13 protein-coding genes are annotated in these 14,054 nt (G+C 67.9%); 1 reads left to right on the plus strand and 12 read right to left on the minus strand.

Features of this window, described 5'->3' with window-relative positions; translation table 11 throughout:
• The coding region (locus AC5RVG_RS12910) for a hypothetical protein (RefSeq protein WP_494014140.1) at nucleotides 1-277 on the plus strand (277 nt) is incomplete at its 5' end.
• Between the two features lie 217 nt (nucleotides 278-494).
• On the opposite strand, the gene tyrS is transcribed toward AC5RVG_RS12910, so the two are convergent.
• From tyrS to argC, 12 genes are all read right to left on the minus strand, one after another.
• Entirely contained in the window at nucleotides 495-1,811 is a 1,317-nt protein-coding gene (tyrS, locus tag AC5RVG_RS12915) for a tyrosine--tRNA ligase (RefSeq protein WP_494014141.1), read from the minus strand.
• Between the two features lie 4 nt (nucleotides 1,812-1,815).
• The gene (locus AC5RVG_RS12920) at nucleotides 1,816-4,074 is read right to left on the minus strand and encodes a HelD family protein (RefSeq protein WP_494014142.1); all 2,259 of its coding nucleotides are present in this window, start codon (nucleotides 4,072-4,074) and stop codon (nucleotides 1,816-1,818) included.
• 122 nt (nucleotides 4,075-4,196) lie between these two features.
• Nucleotides 4,197-4,703: an adenine phosphoribosyltransferase gene (locus AC5RVG_RS12925; RefSeq protein WP_493977814.1), complete on the minus strand. Its 507-nt coding sequence runs from the start codon at nucleotides 4,701-4,703 to the stop codon at nucleotides 4,197-4,199.
• Between the two features lie 42 nt (nucleotides 4,704-4,745).
• Nucleotides 4,746-5,375, minus strand: coding sequence for a DNA-3-methyladenine glycosylase (locus tag AC5RVG_RS12930; protein ID WP_494014143.1), 630 nt, complete (start codon nucleotides 5,373-5,375; stop codon nucleotides 4,746-4,748).
• Nucleotides 5,375-6,364: an SRPBCC domain-containing protein gene (locus AC5RVG_RS12935; protein WP_494014144.1), complete on the minus strand. Its 990-nt coding sequence runs from the start codon at nucleotides 6,362-6,364 to the stop codon at nucleotides 5,375-5,377. Before AC5RVG_RS12935 ends, AC5RVG_RS12930 begins: the two co-directional genes overlap by 1 nt.
• 103 nt (nucleotides 6,365-6,467) lie before the next feature.
• Nucleotides 6,468-7,916 (minus strand): argininosuccinate lyase, encoded by a 1,449-nt coding sequence (gene argH / locus AC5RVG_RS12940; protein ID WP_494014145.1) that lies wholly within the window; start codon nucleotides 7,914-7,916, stop codon nucleotides 6,468-6,470.
• A gap of 133 nt (nucleotides 7,917-8,049) precedes the next feature.
• The gene (locus AC5RVG_RS12945) at nucleotides 8,050-8,616 is read right to left on the minus strand and encodes an arginine repressor (protein WP_494014146.1); all 567 of its coding nucleotides are present in this window, start codon (nucleotides 8,614-8,616) and stop codon (nucleotides 8,050-8,052) included.
• Nucleotides 8,571-9,530: an ornithine carbamoyltransferase gene (argF, locus tag AC5RVG_RS12950; RefSeq protein WP_494014147.1), complete on the minus strand. Its 960-nt coding sequence runs from the start codon at nucleotides 9,528-9,530 to the stop codon at nucleotides 8,571-8,573. The genes AC5RVG_RS12945 and argF overlap by 46 nt, the downstream gene beginning before the upstream one ends.
• Nucleotides 9,527-10,822, minus strand: a complete 1,296-nt coding sequence (locus AC5RVG_RS12955) for an acetylornithine transaminase (protein WP_494014148.1) — start codon at nucleotides 10,820-10,822, stop codon at nucleotides 9,527-9,529. The genes argF and AC5RVG_RS12955 overlap by 4 nt, the downstream gene beginning before the upstream one ends.
• Entirely contained in the window at nucleotides 10,819-11,727 is a 909-nt protein-coding gene (gene argB / locus AC5RVG_RS12960; protein ID WP_493977787.1) for an acetylglutamate kinase, read from the minus strand. Before argB ends, AC5RVG_RS12955 begins: the two co-directional genes overlap by 4 nt.
• Before the next feature lie 8 nt (nucleotides 11,728-11,735).
• Nucleotides 11,736-12,887: a bifunctional glutamate N-acetyltransferase/amino-acid acetyltransferase ArgJ gene (argJ, locus tag AC5RVG_RS12965; RefSeq protein WP_494014149.1), complete on the minus strand. Its 1,152-nt coding sequence runs from the start codon at nucleotides 12,885-12,887 to the stop codon at nucleotides 11,736-11,738.
• Nucleotides 12,884-13,915 carry an N-acetyl-gamma-glutamyl-phosphate reductase gene (gene argC, locus AC5RVG_RS12970; RefSeq protein WP_494002372.1) on the minus strand — a complete coding sequence of 344 codons (1,032 nt, stop codon included), beginning with the start codon at nucleotides 13,913-13,915 and terminating at the stop codon, nucleotides 12,884-12,886. The genes argJ and argC overlap by 4 nt, the downstream gene beginning before the upstream one ends.
• Between the last annotated feature and the right edge of the window lie 139 nt (nucleotides 13,916-14,054).

Below are 14,054 nucleotides of genomic sequence, written 5' to 3' on the forward strand. Positions count from 1 at the left end.
GACACACCACAGGGGCGGCACGCCACGGCACTTTCAACCAATAAATAATTGGTATCAACAAACTTGGCACACTATTGAGTTCTCAAACAACAGGAGCAAACGAATACTTCCCAAAACGATTTCTTCCGAAATTCGCTTTGCTTTTCTTCGCTGCGATGTTTCTACTTTATTTCATTCCTTTTCTTTCTGTCAAATCCGCGTTTCCGCTTCATTTACCTCGAGAAAAGAAACCCATCACAAAAACCCAGCTAATTTGCCTGCGCACTCGGGCGCATGACAGTCGCTGTCTTTTTATCGAAGGGGCTTGTCGCGTTCCGGCCGGCTGTTTCACAACCAGCGGCGGCGACTCAGAAAACATTACACGGCACCGGACGGGCCCGCAAATCGCCGGCGGGTGATGCCCGCCACTGATGCCGAAGGGCCCGCGGCCTCCCCTGACCAGGGGGACTGCGGGCCCTTTGACGTGGCCGGCTGACGTGCGAACGCCCGTGGATTCAGGCAGACACTTCGACCATGGCGAGCGTGCGCTTGCCGCGGCGCATCAACAGGTATTTGCCATGCAGCAACTGCTCGCTCCCGACTGCGGCGTCCGGATCGGTAATCTTCTGGTTGTTAACGTAGGCGCCGCCCTCGGCTACGGTCCGTCGTGCCGCGGAATTGCTGGCGGCCAGGCCGGACTGGACCAACAGGTCGATGATGCCGGTGGTAGCTGCACCGGTCACTGCGCTGGGCAGCTCGGCAGTGGCGGCGACAAGAGTCGCTTCGTCCAGCTCGGCCAGGTCGCCCTGCCCGAACAGGGCCGAGGAGGCGGCGATCACCTTCTCGGTGGCTGCGGGGCCGTGCACAATCGAGGTCACGTCGTAGGCCAACGCACGCTGTGCCTCACGGGCATGGGGTCGTTCGGCTACGGCGCGCTCAAGCGCTTCGATCTCCTCGCGGGAACGGAAGGTAAAGACCTTGAGCCGCTGCACCACGTCCGCGTCGGCCGTGTTGAGCCAGAACTGGTACATGGCGTAGGGGCTGCACATGTCCGCATCCAGCCAGATGGCATTGCCCTCGCTCTTGCCGAACTTGGTTCCGTCGGAGTTCGTGATCAGCGGCGTGCCGATGGCGTGGACAGACTGGCCCTCCACCTTGCGGATCAGCTCGATGCCGCTGGTGAGGTTGCCCCACTGGTCGGATCCGCCGGTCTGCAAGATGCAGCCGTACTGCCGGTACAGCTCCAGGTAATCCATGCCCTGCAGGATCTGGTAGCTGAATTCGGCGTAGCTGATCCCCTCGTCCGAGTTCAGCCGGGACGCGACGATGTCCTTCTTGACCATCGTCCCGACGCGGAAGTGCTTGCCGATGTCGCGCAGGAAATCCAAGACACTCAGTGGCGCCGTCCAGTCCAGATTGTTGACCATGCGTGCGGCGTTCGTACCGTCGAAGTCCAGGAAGCGCTGCACCTGTCCCTGCAGGCGGTCCACCCATTCGGCGACGGTTTCCTTGGTGTTCATGGTGCGCTCGGCGGTAGGCCGGGGATCGCCGACCAGCCCGGTGGAGCCACCTACAAGGCCCAGCGGCTTGTGCCCCGCCAGCTGAAGCCGGCGCATGGTCAGCAGCTGGACCAGGTTGCCCAGGTGAAGGCTGGGTGCGGTGGGGTCGAACCCGCAGTAATACGTGATCGGGTCCCCCGCCAGCAGCTTCTCCAGTTCGGCTTCATCGGTCGAAACATGGACGAGGCCGCGCCACTTCAGTTCCTGCCAAACATTGGCAAAACCAGGGTCGTTGCGTTGGGAAGCCAGAAACGTATTATTCACGGATACCAAATTATCAGCCTTCGATGCCCTCGGGGACGTCGCCTTCGGCCAGCAGCCGGAGCCGCTGTGTCGGACGGGTCATGGCGACATAGAGATCTCCGACGCGGCCGCCGACCCGGTGCAGCAGCTCACCCGGCTCAAGCACTACGACGGAATCGAACTCCAGGCCCTTGGCCTCCTGCGGACCCAGCACGCTGATGTCCTGTTCCATCCCGCCGGCACCGCCGCCCACGCGTGCCCCGTAGGCCGCGGTCAGCGCACTCCGGACGTCCGGCAGGCGGTGGTCGGAGGCAATAACCGCCAACAGACCGCCGTCGGCGGCGGCAAGCTCCTCGGGCATGACCTCCAAAAGCCGTTCGACCATGCGGCCCTCCGGCACCCGGTCCACGACCGGCGACCAGCGGCCGTCGCGCACCGCCTTCGGAGCCGTCACGACCAGGCCCGCGGCGTTGGCCATCCGGACGGCGGCCTGCGCAATCTGGGAGGGCGTGCGGTAGTTCACGGTGAGTTCTTCAAGCTGCCAGCGGTCGCCGGCGAACGGCTCGAGCGCCTGCTGCCACGATTCCGCGCCGGCGGGAGAGCTCGTCTGCGCGATATCGCCGACGACGGTGAACGACTTGAGCGGGCAGCGGCGCATCAGCAGCCGCCACTGCATGGCCGACAACTCCTGCGCCTCGTCAACCACAATGTGGCCAAAGGCCCAGGTGCGGTCGACGGCGGCCCGTTCGGCAGCGGTGAAGCGGGTCTGCTGCGCCTGGTTGTAACCGGCCAGGTCCTCGGCGCTGACGACGCCGTCGATCCCAATGTCGCGCAGCATCTGGTCGACGTTCCGCAGCGATTGTTCCGCATTGGCGACGTCGCGGGCCCGCTCTGCATCCCGCTGGGCCTTGTCACGCCCGGCCGAGGCATCCATGTCCCCGAGCAGCTCCGCGGCTTCATCCAGCAACGGCACATCGGCTTCCGTCCACGGCGCATCCGCGGGGCGCAGCAGCAGCTTGCGTTCGGCGTCCGTCAGATCGGGAGCGGCCGACTCGAGATGGGCCGGCTTGCTGAGCAGTTCCCTGACCAGCTGTTCCGGGGTCAGCGGCATCCAGCACAGATTAAGCGCAACCCTGACATCGCGTGAGGTGCGCACGTCTTCGATCAGATAGGCACGGTCCGCGTTGTTTCCCGGTCCGGACGATTTCTCCAGTGCCTCCCCCAGCTGGTCCGCCAGTTCGCGCAGCAGGATTTTCACGAACGTTACCCGGGCCGTGTTGTGTGGTTTGCCGGTCGCCCGTGCCCGGTCGCGGGCCCGTGCCACTTGGCGCGGTGTCAGCGTCAGCATGGTGCCTTCGACGTTGAGCCTGCGCGGTTCCGCCGGAAGTCTCTGCCGGTTGGCCACGGCGTTGGCCACGACGCCGGCCATGGCCAGGCGGCCTTTGATCTCGGCCACGGCCGGGTTGCTCTCGGACACGGTGCGTACGCCGGGCATCAGGCCGCCCAGGGTGGACATCACCACTCCGGTCTCGCCCAGCGAGGGAAGCACCCGCTCGATGTACTTCATGAAAGAGTTCGATGGCCCCACCAGCAGCACGCCGGCGGACTTCAGCCGTTCGCGGTGCGAATACAACAGGTAGGCCGCCCGGTGCAGGGCGACGGCGGTCTTGCCCGTACCGGGACCGCCCTGCACCACGAGGATCCCCGGCATCGGGGCCCTGATGATGCGGTCCTGTTCGGCCTGGATGGTGCCGACAATGTCGGACATGGCTCCGGTCCGCTTCGAATTCAGCGCCGCCAACAGGGCCCCTTCGCCCTGCAGTACCCCGTCCTCGGAGAGCATGGTCGGATCCAGCACGTCGTCTTCGATGCCCTTGACCTGGTGCCCCTGCAAAATCAGGTGCCGGCGCCGCCGGACTCCCAGCCGTTCGAAGGCCGTAGCCTGGTAGAACGCCCCGGCTTCGGGGGCCCGCCAGTCCACCATCAGCTGCTGCAGGTCTGCCGTGCTGAGTCCGATCCGCCCGATGTAGCGGCGGTCGCCGTCGTCCAGATCGAGTCTGCCGAACACCAAACGGTCGTCCACGGCGTTCAGTTGAGCCAGCCGGTCTTCGTACATGGTGGCGAACGCGTCGCGCTCGGAGATGTTCTGCATGCTTCCCACGGCGCCGCTGCTGCGGACGCGGGCCAACTGTTCCTGTTTCTCGGCGCGCAGTTCTTCCAGCCGGCGGTACAGCCCCGCCACATAGGCGCGCTCAAGTTCTAGCTCGGCATGGGCCGAAGGCGATTCAGGCATACGTGTTCCCTCCCCAAAAGGCAGACCGTCCATTCTACTACCGGCGCGCCAAATTTTCTTCCGCCGGAACGACCGCGGGCGGGTGGGCACGCGCCCTTTCGCCAAGGACGCAATGGCCGGGGTTATTCACGCACCAGCGAGCGGATGCGGTGTCCGGTCAGGGCAGACCTGCCCCGCAGGGCCGAGAGCTCGAGGACCACGCCGAATCCGGCAACCTGCACCCCTGCCCGTTCGAAGAGGCGGCACGCCGCGCCGAGGGTCCCTCCGGTGGCCAGCACATCGTCCAGGATCAGGACGCGCGAACCCGGCACCAGTTCATCGGCATGGATTTCCAACGTGGCCGTGCCGTACTCCAGCGCGTAGTCTTCGGAAATCGTCCTGCGCGGCAGTTTGCCTTTCTTGCGCACGGTGATGACCCCGGTGCCCGAGGCATACGCGGCCGCGGCCGACAGCAGGAAGCCGCGGGCCTCGACACCGGCGACGGCGTCGAATTGGCCCTCGAACGGGTCGATCAGGGCGTGCACCAAGGCGTGCAGCGCCTCGCCGTCGGCAAATACGGGAGTAAGGTCCCGGAAGATGATCCCTGGCTTCGGATAGTCCCGAACCGTTTCCGAAAGACGGTTGACCATGGCTTCAACTGATTCGCGGGGACGTTCATTCACCCGTCTACCCTACCCGCTGCCGGCGCGCCGGCGCGGCTTCGCGGCCCGGTACTGCGAGACCGTCGGGTCCCCTTCGAGCCAGAAACGCCATGGGTAGGCCGCGGTGCCGCCCTCGCCGCTCACGCCCACCCGCGGCCCGGTCCGCACCTGCTGATGGGAGGCCCGGACTGCCGGTCGTGCGAGTTCCAGTTGCCCCTGGGTGAGGGCCCTGCCGTTGTCGGCAAGCGTCAGCCCCAGGGCAGTGGCCAGCCGGGCCGGCCCGCGGGCCAGTTCCGCATCGTTTTTGGCCGATGCGCGCCGGCTTCGGGCAAGGTCAAGGCCTTGGGTGATTTCACCGGCGCGGAGCAGGGCCCCGGTGGCCTGGCCGTCATGGCCGCACACGATATTCACGCAATGGTGCATGCCATAGGTGAAGTAGACATAGATGTGGCCCGGCGGGCCGAACATCGCCTTGTTGCGGTTTGTCGGGCCGCGGAAGCCATGAGATCCCGGGTCGTGCTCGCCCATGTAGGCCTCGACCTCGGTGAGCCGTACGGCTACTGTTCCCTCGGGCGTGGTGTGTGTCAGGCGGGCGCCGAGCAGCCCCGGAGCGACGTCCACGGCGGGCCGGGCGAGCCAGTGAAGTAACGCTGCGTCCACTAGGCCGGCTGCACCCGCTGGTAGAAGCGCGTCAGGGCTTCGAGCCGGTGGGCCGAATCATGCACATGGCCGCCGCCCAGCACCGTGGCGAGGGCATCCAGCCGCGCGTGCCAGCGGGCCATTAGGGCTTCGGGCGATATCTCGCGCCCGATGTTGTGCACCAGCAGCAGGCGGGTCTTGCCGTCGGCCGGTTCCAGCATCCAGTGCACGGTTCCGCTGCCCTCCGGAGCGGTCCAGGTGTAGTCGAGACGGCTGCCGGCGAGCACATACTCAACGTCCCCGTTAACGGTCCGTTCCGGCAGGGTGAATTCGACGGCGCCGCCGGTCTGCAGCTCTACGCGGCCGGGGCCCAGCCACTTGCCGAACAGATCCGGCTCGGTCAGGGCCGCCCAGACCTCCGTTGCGGCGGCGTCGAGCAACCGTTCGAAACGCAGGCTGGTGCGCCCCGAATCCTTGTGGGCGGTGCCCATCGAGTGCGAGAGCCGGAAGTGGCGGGCATAGGCCTCGCGCAGCCGTGCCCAGCGGCCGGGCTCCGGGTTTGACGGCCGCCCGCCCGCGACGGCGGCGAGTGCGTCCAGGATTGTTTGCCAGCCCGCGCTGCCTTCGGTCAGGAAGTCCGGCCCCTCGGCGCGCGAGCGGAACTGCAGCAAGGTACCGCCGTCGCTCTCCAGCACCCGCCATTCGATGACCGCTTCCTGCCCCAGCTCATCCTCCCAGCTGATTTGCAGGCTGAGCGGCGGATTCAGCTGCAGGACCGTGCCGCTGGTGGTGCCGCCGCCGAGATCCAGCTCATAGGTATGGCCCAGCTGCCAGTCGGCGTCCAGCGTGCCGAGCCATTTGGCGACGTTGTCCTTTTCCGCCAGAAGGCTCCAGATGTAGCTGCGCGGGTAATCGAGCTGTCGGTCGAAGGCCAGGACGTAGTCGCCGTCAACCCGCTCGATCCGGCCTTCCGGCACCAGCTTTTCCTCGTCCTGGCTCAGCGTCGACATGCTCGCTCCCTCGGCTCAGTGGCTCTCGACCCGTCGCTTCACAAACTACCGCAGCACTATTTGCTACCGGCTGGTAATTTACCCGTGCCGGGGTGCGGACGGCTCAGGGGCGGCCGCCGGAGACGTAGCCGCGTGCGCCGTCCAGCGCTGCCTCAAGCGCCGCGATCTGGGCGGCCACGGCGGTCGGGGCGGTGCCGCCCTGCGAACTGCGGCTGGCCAGCGAACCTGCAACCGTGAGCACTTCACGCACCTGCGGAGTCAGCTGCGGGGAAATGGCCGCGAACTCCTCGGCCGTCAGGTCCCAGAGTTCAACTCCGCGGCTTTCGGCCTGTCTCACGGCGGCACCGGAGAGCTCGTGAGCTTCCCGGAACGGAATGCCCTGACGGACCAGCCATTCGGCGATGTCGGTGGCCAGCGCGAAGCCTTGCGGGGCCAGCGCCTCCATCCGCTCGGTATTGAAGACAAGGGTTTCGATCATGCCGGCGACGGCGGGCAGCAGCAGCTCCAGGGTGTCTGCCGCGTCGAAGACCGGTTCCTTGTCTTCCTGCAGGTCACGGTTGTAGGCCAGCGGCAGGCCCTTGAGCGTGGCCAAGAGCCCCGTCAGGTCGCCGATCAACCGGCCGGCCTTGCCGCGGGCCAATTCCGCGACGTCCGGGTTCTTCTTCTGCGGCATGATCGAGGAGCCCGTGGAATAGGCATCGTCCAGCGTCACGAAGGAGAATTCCTTGGTGGCCCACAGGATGACTTCTTCCGATATCCGGGACAGGTCCACGCCGATCATGGCCGCGACCCAGCTGAATTCGGCAAAGACGTCCCGCGCGGCAGTTCCGTCGATCGAGTTCCAGGCCGCGGAGTCAAAACCGAGGTCCGCCGCGACGGCGTTGGGGTCCAGGCCGAGCGAGGAGCCGGCCAGGGCACCGGAGCCGTAGGGAGAGACGGCGGCCCGCTTGTCCCAGTCCGCCAGCCGCTGGACGTCCCGCAGCAGCGCCCAGGCGTGGGCCAGCAGGTGATGGGACAGCAGCACCGGCTGCGCGTGCTGAAGGTGGGTGCGGCCCGGCATGGCAACCTCCGGATACCGGCGGGCCTGGGTGAGCAGCGCGTCGATGGTTGCCAGCACTCCCCCGCCGATGATCCGTGCGTGGTCGCGCAGGTACATCCTGCCCAAGGTGGCGATCTGGTCGTTGCGGGACCGTCCGGCCCGGAGTTTTCCGCCCAGCTGGGCGCCGGCCCGTTCGATCAGCCCGCGCTCCAGGGAACCGTGCACGTCCTCGTCCGACTCGGCCGCCACGTACGCGCCCGACCGCACGTCGTCGTCGAGCCGGTCCAGGGCGGCGAGCATGCCTTGCAGCTCGGCGTCGTCGAGCAATCCGGCCTGGTGCAGGACCTTGGCGTGGGCCCGGGAACCTGCGATGTCGTACTGTGCCAGGCGCCAGTCGAAATGCGTGGACTTGCTCAGCGCGGCCAGGGCATCGGCCGGGCCGCCGGCGAAGCGGCCGCCCCAGAGGGCGCCTTCGTTGGTGTGCCCGGTGGGGCTCTTCGGTTCCTGCGTCACGTTGTGTCTTCCCTTTCCGCCAGGTTGCCCTGGTGACGGTTCCGCACCCGGCCGTGCCGGCCGGCGGAGATGGCTCGTTGTGCCGGCTTCCGCGCCGGCGTCCGCAGCTCTTGCTGCGACTAGGTTATGGGGCTCAGGCGTTGCGCGAGGATTCGTCGGCGAACTGCAGGAACCGTGCGGCGAGCGCCGCTCCGCCGGCCGGATCCCGAGTCACCAGCAGAACGGTGTCATCGCCCGCGATTGTGCCCAGAACCGACGGCATGACCGAGTGGTCGATGGCCAGCGCCAGGAAGTTGGCCGCCCCCGGCGGTGTCCGCAGGACCACCAGGTTGGCGGAGGCCTCGGCGGTGACCAGCAGGTCGGCACAGAGCCGGGCCAGCCGGGCGTCCAGGATCTCCTGGGTGACACCGCTCTGCGGCGTGCGTTCCCCGCCCTCGCCGGGCACCGCATAGATCAGCCCGCCGTCCTGCCCGCGCACCCGTACCGCACCCAGTTCCACCAGGTCCCGCGAGAGCGTGGCCTGGGTGACCTGGACTCCCTCGCCCGCCAGCCGGGCGGCCAGTTCCGCCTGCGAGCGCACCGACTCGCCGGTGAGGATCGCGGTGATCTTGGCCTGGCGGGCGGTCTTGGTGGCCGGCATCGTGTTCACCGCCGTCAGCTCCCGGCCAGTGGAGCCAGCGACGACTGGTCCATCAGCCATGCCATCAGCGCCTTCTGGGCGTGCAGCCGGTTCTCCGCCTCGTCCCACACCACCGACTGGGGGCCGTCGATGACCTCGGCGGCGATCTCGTAGCCGCGGTAGGCGGGCAGGCAGTGCAGCACGACGGCGTCGTCGGCTGCCAGCTTCAGGGCCGCCTGGTCCACGGCGTAGTCCTTGAACAGTTCCAGCCGCTCCGCCTTCTCCTCTTCCTGCCCCATCGAGACCCACGTGTCCGTGGCGACGACGTCGGCCTCCGCCAGCGCCTTGGCGGGATCCGTGGTGACCAGAACCGAGCCGCCGGTTTCGGCGGCGCGTGCTTCGGCTTCGGCCACGACCGAAGCTGCCGGGAGGTGCCCGGCGGGTCCGGCGATCCGCACGTGCATCCCCGCCGTCGCTCCCGCGAGCAGGTACGAGTTGGCCATGTTGTTGGCCGCATCGCCCAGATAGGTCATGGTGAGGCCGGCCAGCTTGCCTTTGTGTTCCTGCACCGTCAGCAGGTCGGCCAGCAACTGGCAGGGGTGGTAGTCGTCGGAGAGCGAGTTGATGACCGGCACACGGGACAGCGCCGCCATCTCCTCCAGCCCGGCATGGGCGTAGGTCCGCCAGACGACCGTCGAGACCATCCGTTCCAACACCTTGATGGTGTCGGAGACGGACTCTTTGTGTCCCAGCTGCGATTCGCCGGGATTAATGACCAGCGGCACCCCGCCCAGGTCCGCGATTCCGGCGGCGAAGGACACCCGGGTGCGCGTGGAGGTCTTGTCAAAGATCACGGCCACGGTCTTACGTCCCGCCCCGTCGCCGGCATACGGCTGGTAGCGGTAGGGGGACCGCTTCATGTCGGCGGCCAACTGCAGCACTTCCGCCTGTTCGGCCGGGCTGAGGTCGGTGTCCTTCAGGAAGTGGCGGGTCATGATGCGTCCTTGCTGGTAGCGGCGGCCATGGCAGCCGCGGTGGTCAGGATGTCCGGCAGCGCGGCGGTGAACCGGGCGGCCTCTTCGGCGGTCAGGATCAGCGGCGGGGCCAGCCGCAGCGTGCGCGGGCCGGGATTGTTGATGATGAAGCCGGCTTCCAGGGCGGCGGCCACCGCGGCAGCGGCGATGTCGGCATCCAGGTCGATCCCGATCAGCAAGCCCTCGCCGCGGACCTCGGCGACGTGTTCCAGGCCGGCCAGCTCCGCGCGCAGCCGCTCCCCCAGTCCGGAGGCGTGGGCCAGCAGCCCGCGCGACTCGATGGCCTGCAGCGTCGCCAGGCCTGCCGCCGTCGCCACCGGGTTGCCGCCGAACGTCGTTCCGTGCTGGCCCGCCGTCAGGAGTCCGGAAGTAGTTGCCCCGAAGGTGATCAACGCGCCGACGGGCAGCCCGCTGCCCAGGCCCTTGGCCAGGGTGATGGCATCCGGGACGATCTGCTCGCCACCGGCCACGCCGCCCTGGAACGCGAACCAGTTGCCGGTGCGGCCGACGCCGGTCTGCACCTCGTCCAAAATCAGCAGCGCGCCCGCGGCCTCGGTCGCTTCGCGGGCCGCCTTCAGGTAGCCCGCGGGCAGCGGCCGGACGCCCACCTCCCCCTGGATTGGTTCCAGCACGACGGCGGCCACGGACTCGTCGACGGCGGCGCGGAGGGCCTCCTCGTCGCCGAAGGGAAGGTGGACCACGCCGCCGGGCAGCGGTTCGAACGGTTCGCGGTAGGACTGCTTGGCCGTCAGCGCCAAAGCCCCCATGGTCCGGCCGTGGAAAGCGCCCTCCAGGGCCAGGATCTTGGTCCGGGTGGGGCTCGAGTTTCGCCGGGCCAGCTTGAACGCCGCTTCGTTGGCTTCGGTGCCGGAGTTGGCGAAGAACACCTTGGAACCTGCCGGAGCGGCGGCGAGCTGCAGCAACCGCTCCGCCAGCGCAATTTGTGCCGGGCTGGTGAAGAAGTTGGAGACGTGGCCGAGGGTGGACAACTGGCCGGCCACGACCCCGGTCAGGAACTCGTCCGCGTGGCCGAGCGCGTTCACCGCGATCCCGCCGAGCAGGTCCAGGTATTCCCTGCCGTCCGCGTCCCACACGATGCAGCCCTTGCCGCGCACCAGGACGCGCTGCGGGGTGCCGAAGACCCCCATCAGCGACCCGCGGTATTTCTCCAACAGCTGCCGGTTGTCCAGGCCTTCCAGTTCTTCCAGCCCGGCGAGGCCGGCGGCCGGGGAAACGGTGTGCGGGGTGTTCATGCTGCGTCTCCGTCCGGGACGACCTGGGTGCCGATGCCGGCCGCGGTAAAGATTTCCAGCAGGATCGAGTGCGGCATCCTGCCATCGACGACGGCGGCGCGTTCCACTCCCCCGTCGACCGCCTTGAGGCAGGCTTCCATCTTGGGAATCATGCCGGACTGCAGCCGCGGCAGCAGCTCGCGCAGCTCCCCCGCCGTCAGCGACGAAATCAAGGAGGACTTGTCCGGCCAGTTGGCGTACAGCCCCTCGACGTCGGTGAGGATGACCAGCCGCGAGGCGTGCAAGGCGTCCGCCACCGCAGCGGCCGCGGTATCGGCGTTGACGTTGAGCACCTGGTTGGTGCCTTCGCCGTCGCCGCCGATTTCCGGTGCCACGGTGGAGATCACCGGGATCCGGCCGGCGTCGAGCAAATCCAGGATGGCGGACGGGTTGACGCCGACGACTTCGCCGACCAGGCCCAGGTCGATGTCTTCGCCGTCCACCACGGTGCCCGTGCGCACCGCCTGCAGCAGCCCGCCGTCCTCACCGGAGAGGCCCACGGCGTACGGCCCGTGCGAATTGATCAGGCCCACCAGTTCCCGTCCGACTTGTCCGGTGAGCACCATGCGCACCACGTCCATGGCCTCGGGGGTGGTGACCCGCAGTCCGCCCTTGAACTCGGACTCGATGCCCAGCCGCGAGAGCATGGCGTTGATCTGCGGTCCGCCGCCGTGGACGACCACCGGCTTGATGCCGGCGTGGTGGAGGAAAACGATGTCTTCGGCGAACGCCTGCCGCAGTTCATCGTTGACCATGGCGTTGCCGCCGTACTTGATCACCATGGTGGTGCCGGCGAACCGCTGGATCCAGGGCAGGGCCTCGATCAGCGTGGCGGCCTTGTCCTGGGCCATCAGCATCGTGTTCATCTCGGTCCTCAGCTGGAGTAGGCGGAGTTCTCATGCACGTATTCGTGCGTGAGGTCATTGGTCCAGATGGTTGCGGTCTCGCTGCCGGCATTAAGGTCGATCACCACGGCCACGTCGCGGCCGTTCAGGTCCACCAGGTCGCGCGGTTCGCCCACGCCGCCGTTTCGGCAGACCTGCACGCCGTTCATGCTGACGTTAAGCTGGTCCGGCTCGAAGGCAGCGTCGGTCGTGCCCACCGCGGACAGCACGCGTCCCCAGTTCGGATCCTTGCCGAAAATGGCGGTCTTGAACAAATTGGAGCGGGCCACTGCGCGGCTGACGGTTTCCGCATCCCGCTCGGAGGCGGCGTTGACCGTGGTGACCGCGATGTCGTGGCTGGCGCCCTCGGCGTCGGTAATCAGTTGCCGCGCCAGATCCGCGCAGACGCCGGTCAGCGCCGCGGTGAAGTCCTCCAGCGCGGGAATGGCCCCGGAGGCGCCCGAAGCCAGCAACACCACCGTGTCGTTGGTGGACATGCAGCCGTCGGAATCCGTCCGGTCGAAGGTCAGCCGCGTGGCCTCGCGCAACGCCACCTGCAGCGCCGGCGGTGCGAGTTCGGCATCCGTGGTGATGACCACCAGCATGGTGGCCAGGCCCGGGGCCAGCATGCCGGCGCCCTTGGCCATGCCGCCGATGCTGTACCCGCCGCCGGCGAACAGGGCCTGCTTGGAAACGGAATCGGTGGTCATGATGGCTTCGGCCGCGTCGGCACCGCCGTCGCCGGACAACGCCGCTGCAGCAGCTTCGACACCCGGCAGCAACTTGTCCATCGGCAGCTGCTCGCCGATCAGCCCGGTGGAGCACACCACCACGTCGCCCGAGGAAATACCGAGCAGGGCTGCGGTTTTCTCGGCGGTGGCGTGGGTGTTCTGGAAGCCCTCGGCCCCGGTGCAGGCGTTGGCACCGCCGGAATTCAGCACCACCGCGTCCACGCGGCCGTCGCCCACCACCTGCCGCGACCAGTGCACGGGCGCGGCCGCCACGCGGTTCGAGGTAAAGACTGCCGCCGCCGCCCGCTGTGGTCCGTCGTTGACCACCAGCGCGACATCGGGCTTGCCGGAGGCTTTCAGGCCGGCGGTGGCACCGGCGGCACGAAATCCCTGTGGTGCGGTAACGCTCACGGTGCTATCCCCTGCTGGGTCAGGCCGGCGGTCTCGTCGAGGCCAAGGGCGATGTTCATGGATTGGATGGCGCCGCCGCCGGTTCCCTTGGTGAGGTTGTCGATGGCGCAGGTGACGACGGCGCGGCCCGCGTGCTCGTCGAAGGCCAGTTGCAGGACGGCATGGTTGCTGCCCTGCACCGACTTGGTATTCGGCCACTGGCCCTCGGGCAGCAGGTGCACGAACGGTTCATCAGCGTAGGCGGCCTCCCAGGCGCTGCGCAGCGACGCGGCATCCGTACCGGGTTTGATGCGCGCCGTGGCGGTGGTCAGGATGCCGCGGCTCATCGGCGCGAGGGTGGGAGTAAACGAGATCGTGACCGCCTCGCCGGCGGCCGCCGAGAGCCCCTGCTCGATTTCCGGAGTGTGCCGGTGTCCGCCGCCAACCCCGTAGGGGCTCATGCCGCCCATTACTTCCGAACCGATCAGGTGTACCTTCGCGGACTTGCCGGCCCCCGAGGTGCCGGACGCGGCGACAATCACCACGTCACCGGGCTCCAGCAGCCCGGCCGCGAAGCCCGGGGCCAGCGCCAGCAGCGAACTGGTGGGATAGCAGCCCGGGACGGCGATCCGGCGGGCGCCGCGCAGCTTTTCCCGGTGCCCGGGAAGCTCCGGAAGGCCGTAGGGCCAGCTGCCGGCATGGGCGGTGCCGTAGAACTTCTCCCAGGACACCGGGTCCACCAGCCGGTGGTCCGCGCCCGCATCCACTACCAGGGTGTCTGCCGGCAGCGCGGCGGCGATCTCAGCGCTGGCGCCATGCGGCAGCGCCAGGAACACCACGTCGTGCCCGGCCAGGTTCTCGACGGTTGTGTCGACCAGGACTTTGTCCGCCAGCGCATGCAGGTGCGGCTGCAGTTCCCCCAACCGCGAACCGGCACTGCTGTGGGCGGTGACGGCTCCGACCGAGACCTCGGGGTGGTTCGCCAGCAGGCGGAGGACCTCGCCGCCCGCGTAACCGCTGGCGCCGGAGACTGCAACCTTAATTGTCATGGCATCCAGCATACAGCAAGAGTATGCACCGGAGAGGATAATTATGCATTGTCCTGCGTGCCCTGCCGCCGGATGCGGCGGGCCGGGGCGCGGACGTTAGCGCCTACGATGGGTTCTGAGCCGGCCGGCCCCCAGCGGC

Source organism: Arthrobacter senegalensis (assembly GCF_059091765.1).

Bases quoted from the DNA above. Each gene is read 5' to 3' on its own strand.
- AC5RVG_RS12935 (WP_494014144.1), bottom strand. From the start codon at position 6,364: ATGTCGACGCTGAGCCAGGACGAGGAAAAGCTGGTGCCGGAAGGCCGG.
- AC5RVG_RS12945 (WP_494014146.1), bottom strand. From the start codon at position 8,616: ATGGCTGATGGACCAGTCGTCGCTGGCTCCACTGGCCGGGAGCTGACG.
- argB (WP_493977787.1), bottom strand. From the start codon at position 11,727: ATGAACACGATGCTGATGGCCCAGGACAAGGCCGCCACGCTGATCGAG.
- argC (WP_494002372.1), bottom strand. From the start codon at position 13,915: ATGACAATTAAGGTTGCAGTCTCCGGCGCCAGCGGTTACGCGGGCGGC.
- argF (WP_494014147.1), bottom strand. From the start codon at position 9,530: ATGACCCGCCACTTCCTGAAGGACACCGACCTCAGCCCGGCCGAACAG.
- AC5RVG_RS12925 (WP_493977814.1), bottom strand. From the start codon at position 4,703: ATGGTCAACCGTCTTTCGGAAACGGTTCGGGACTATCCGAAGCCAGGG.
- AC5RVG_RS12955 (WP_494014148.1), bottom strand. From the start codon at position 10,822: ATGAACACCCCGCACACCGTTTCCCCGGCCGCCGGCCTCGCCGGGCTG.
- AC5RVG_RS12920 (WP_494014142.1), bottom strand. From the start codon at position 4,074: ATGCCTGAATCGCCTTCGGCCCATGCCGAGCTAGAACTTGAGCGCGCC.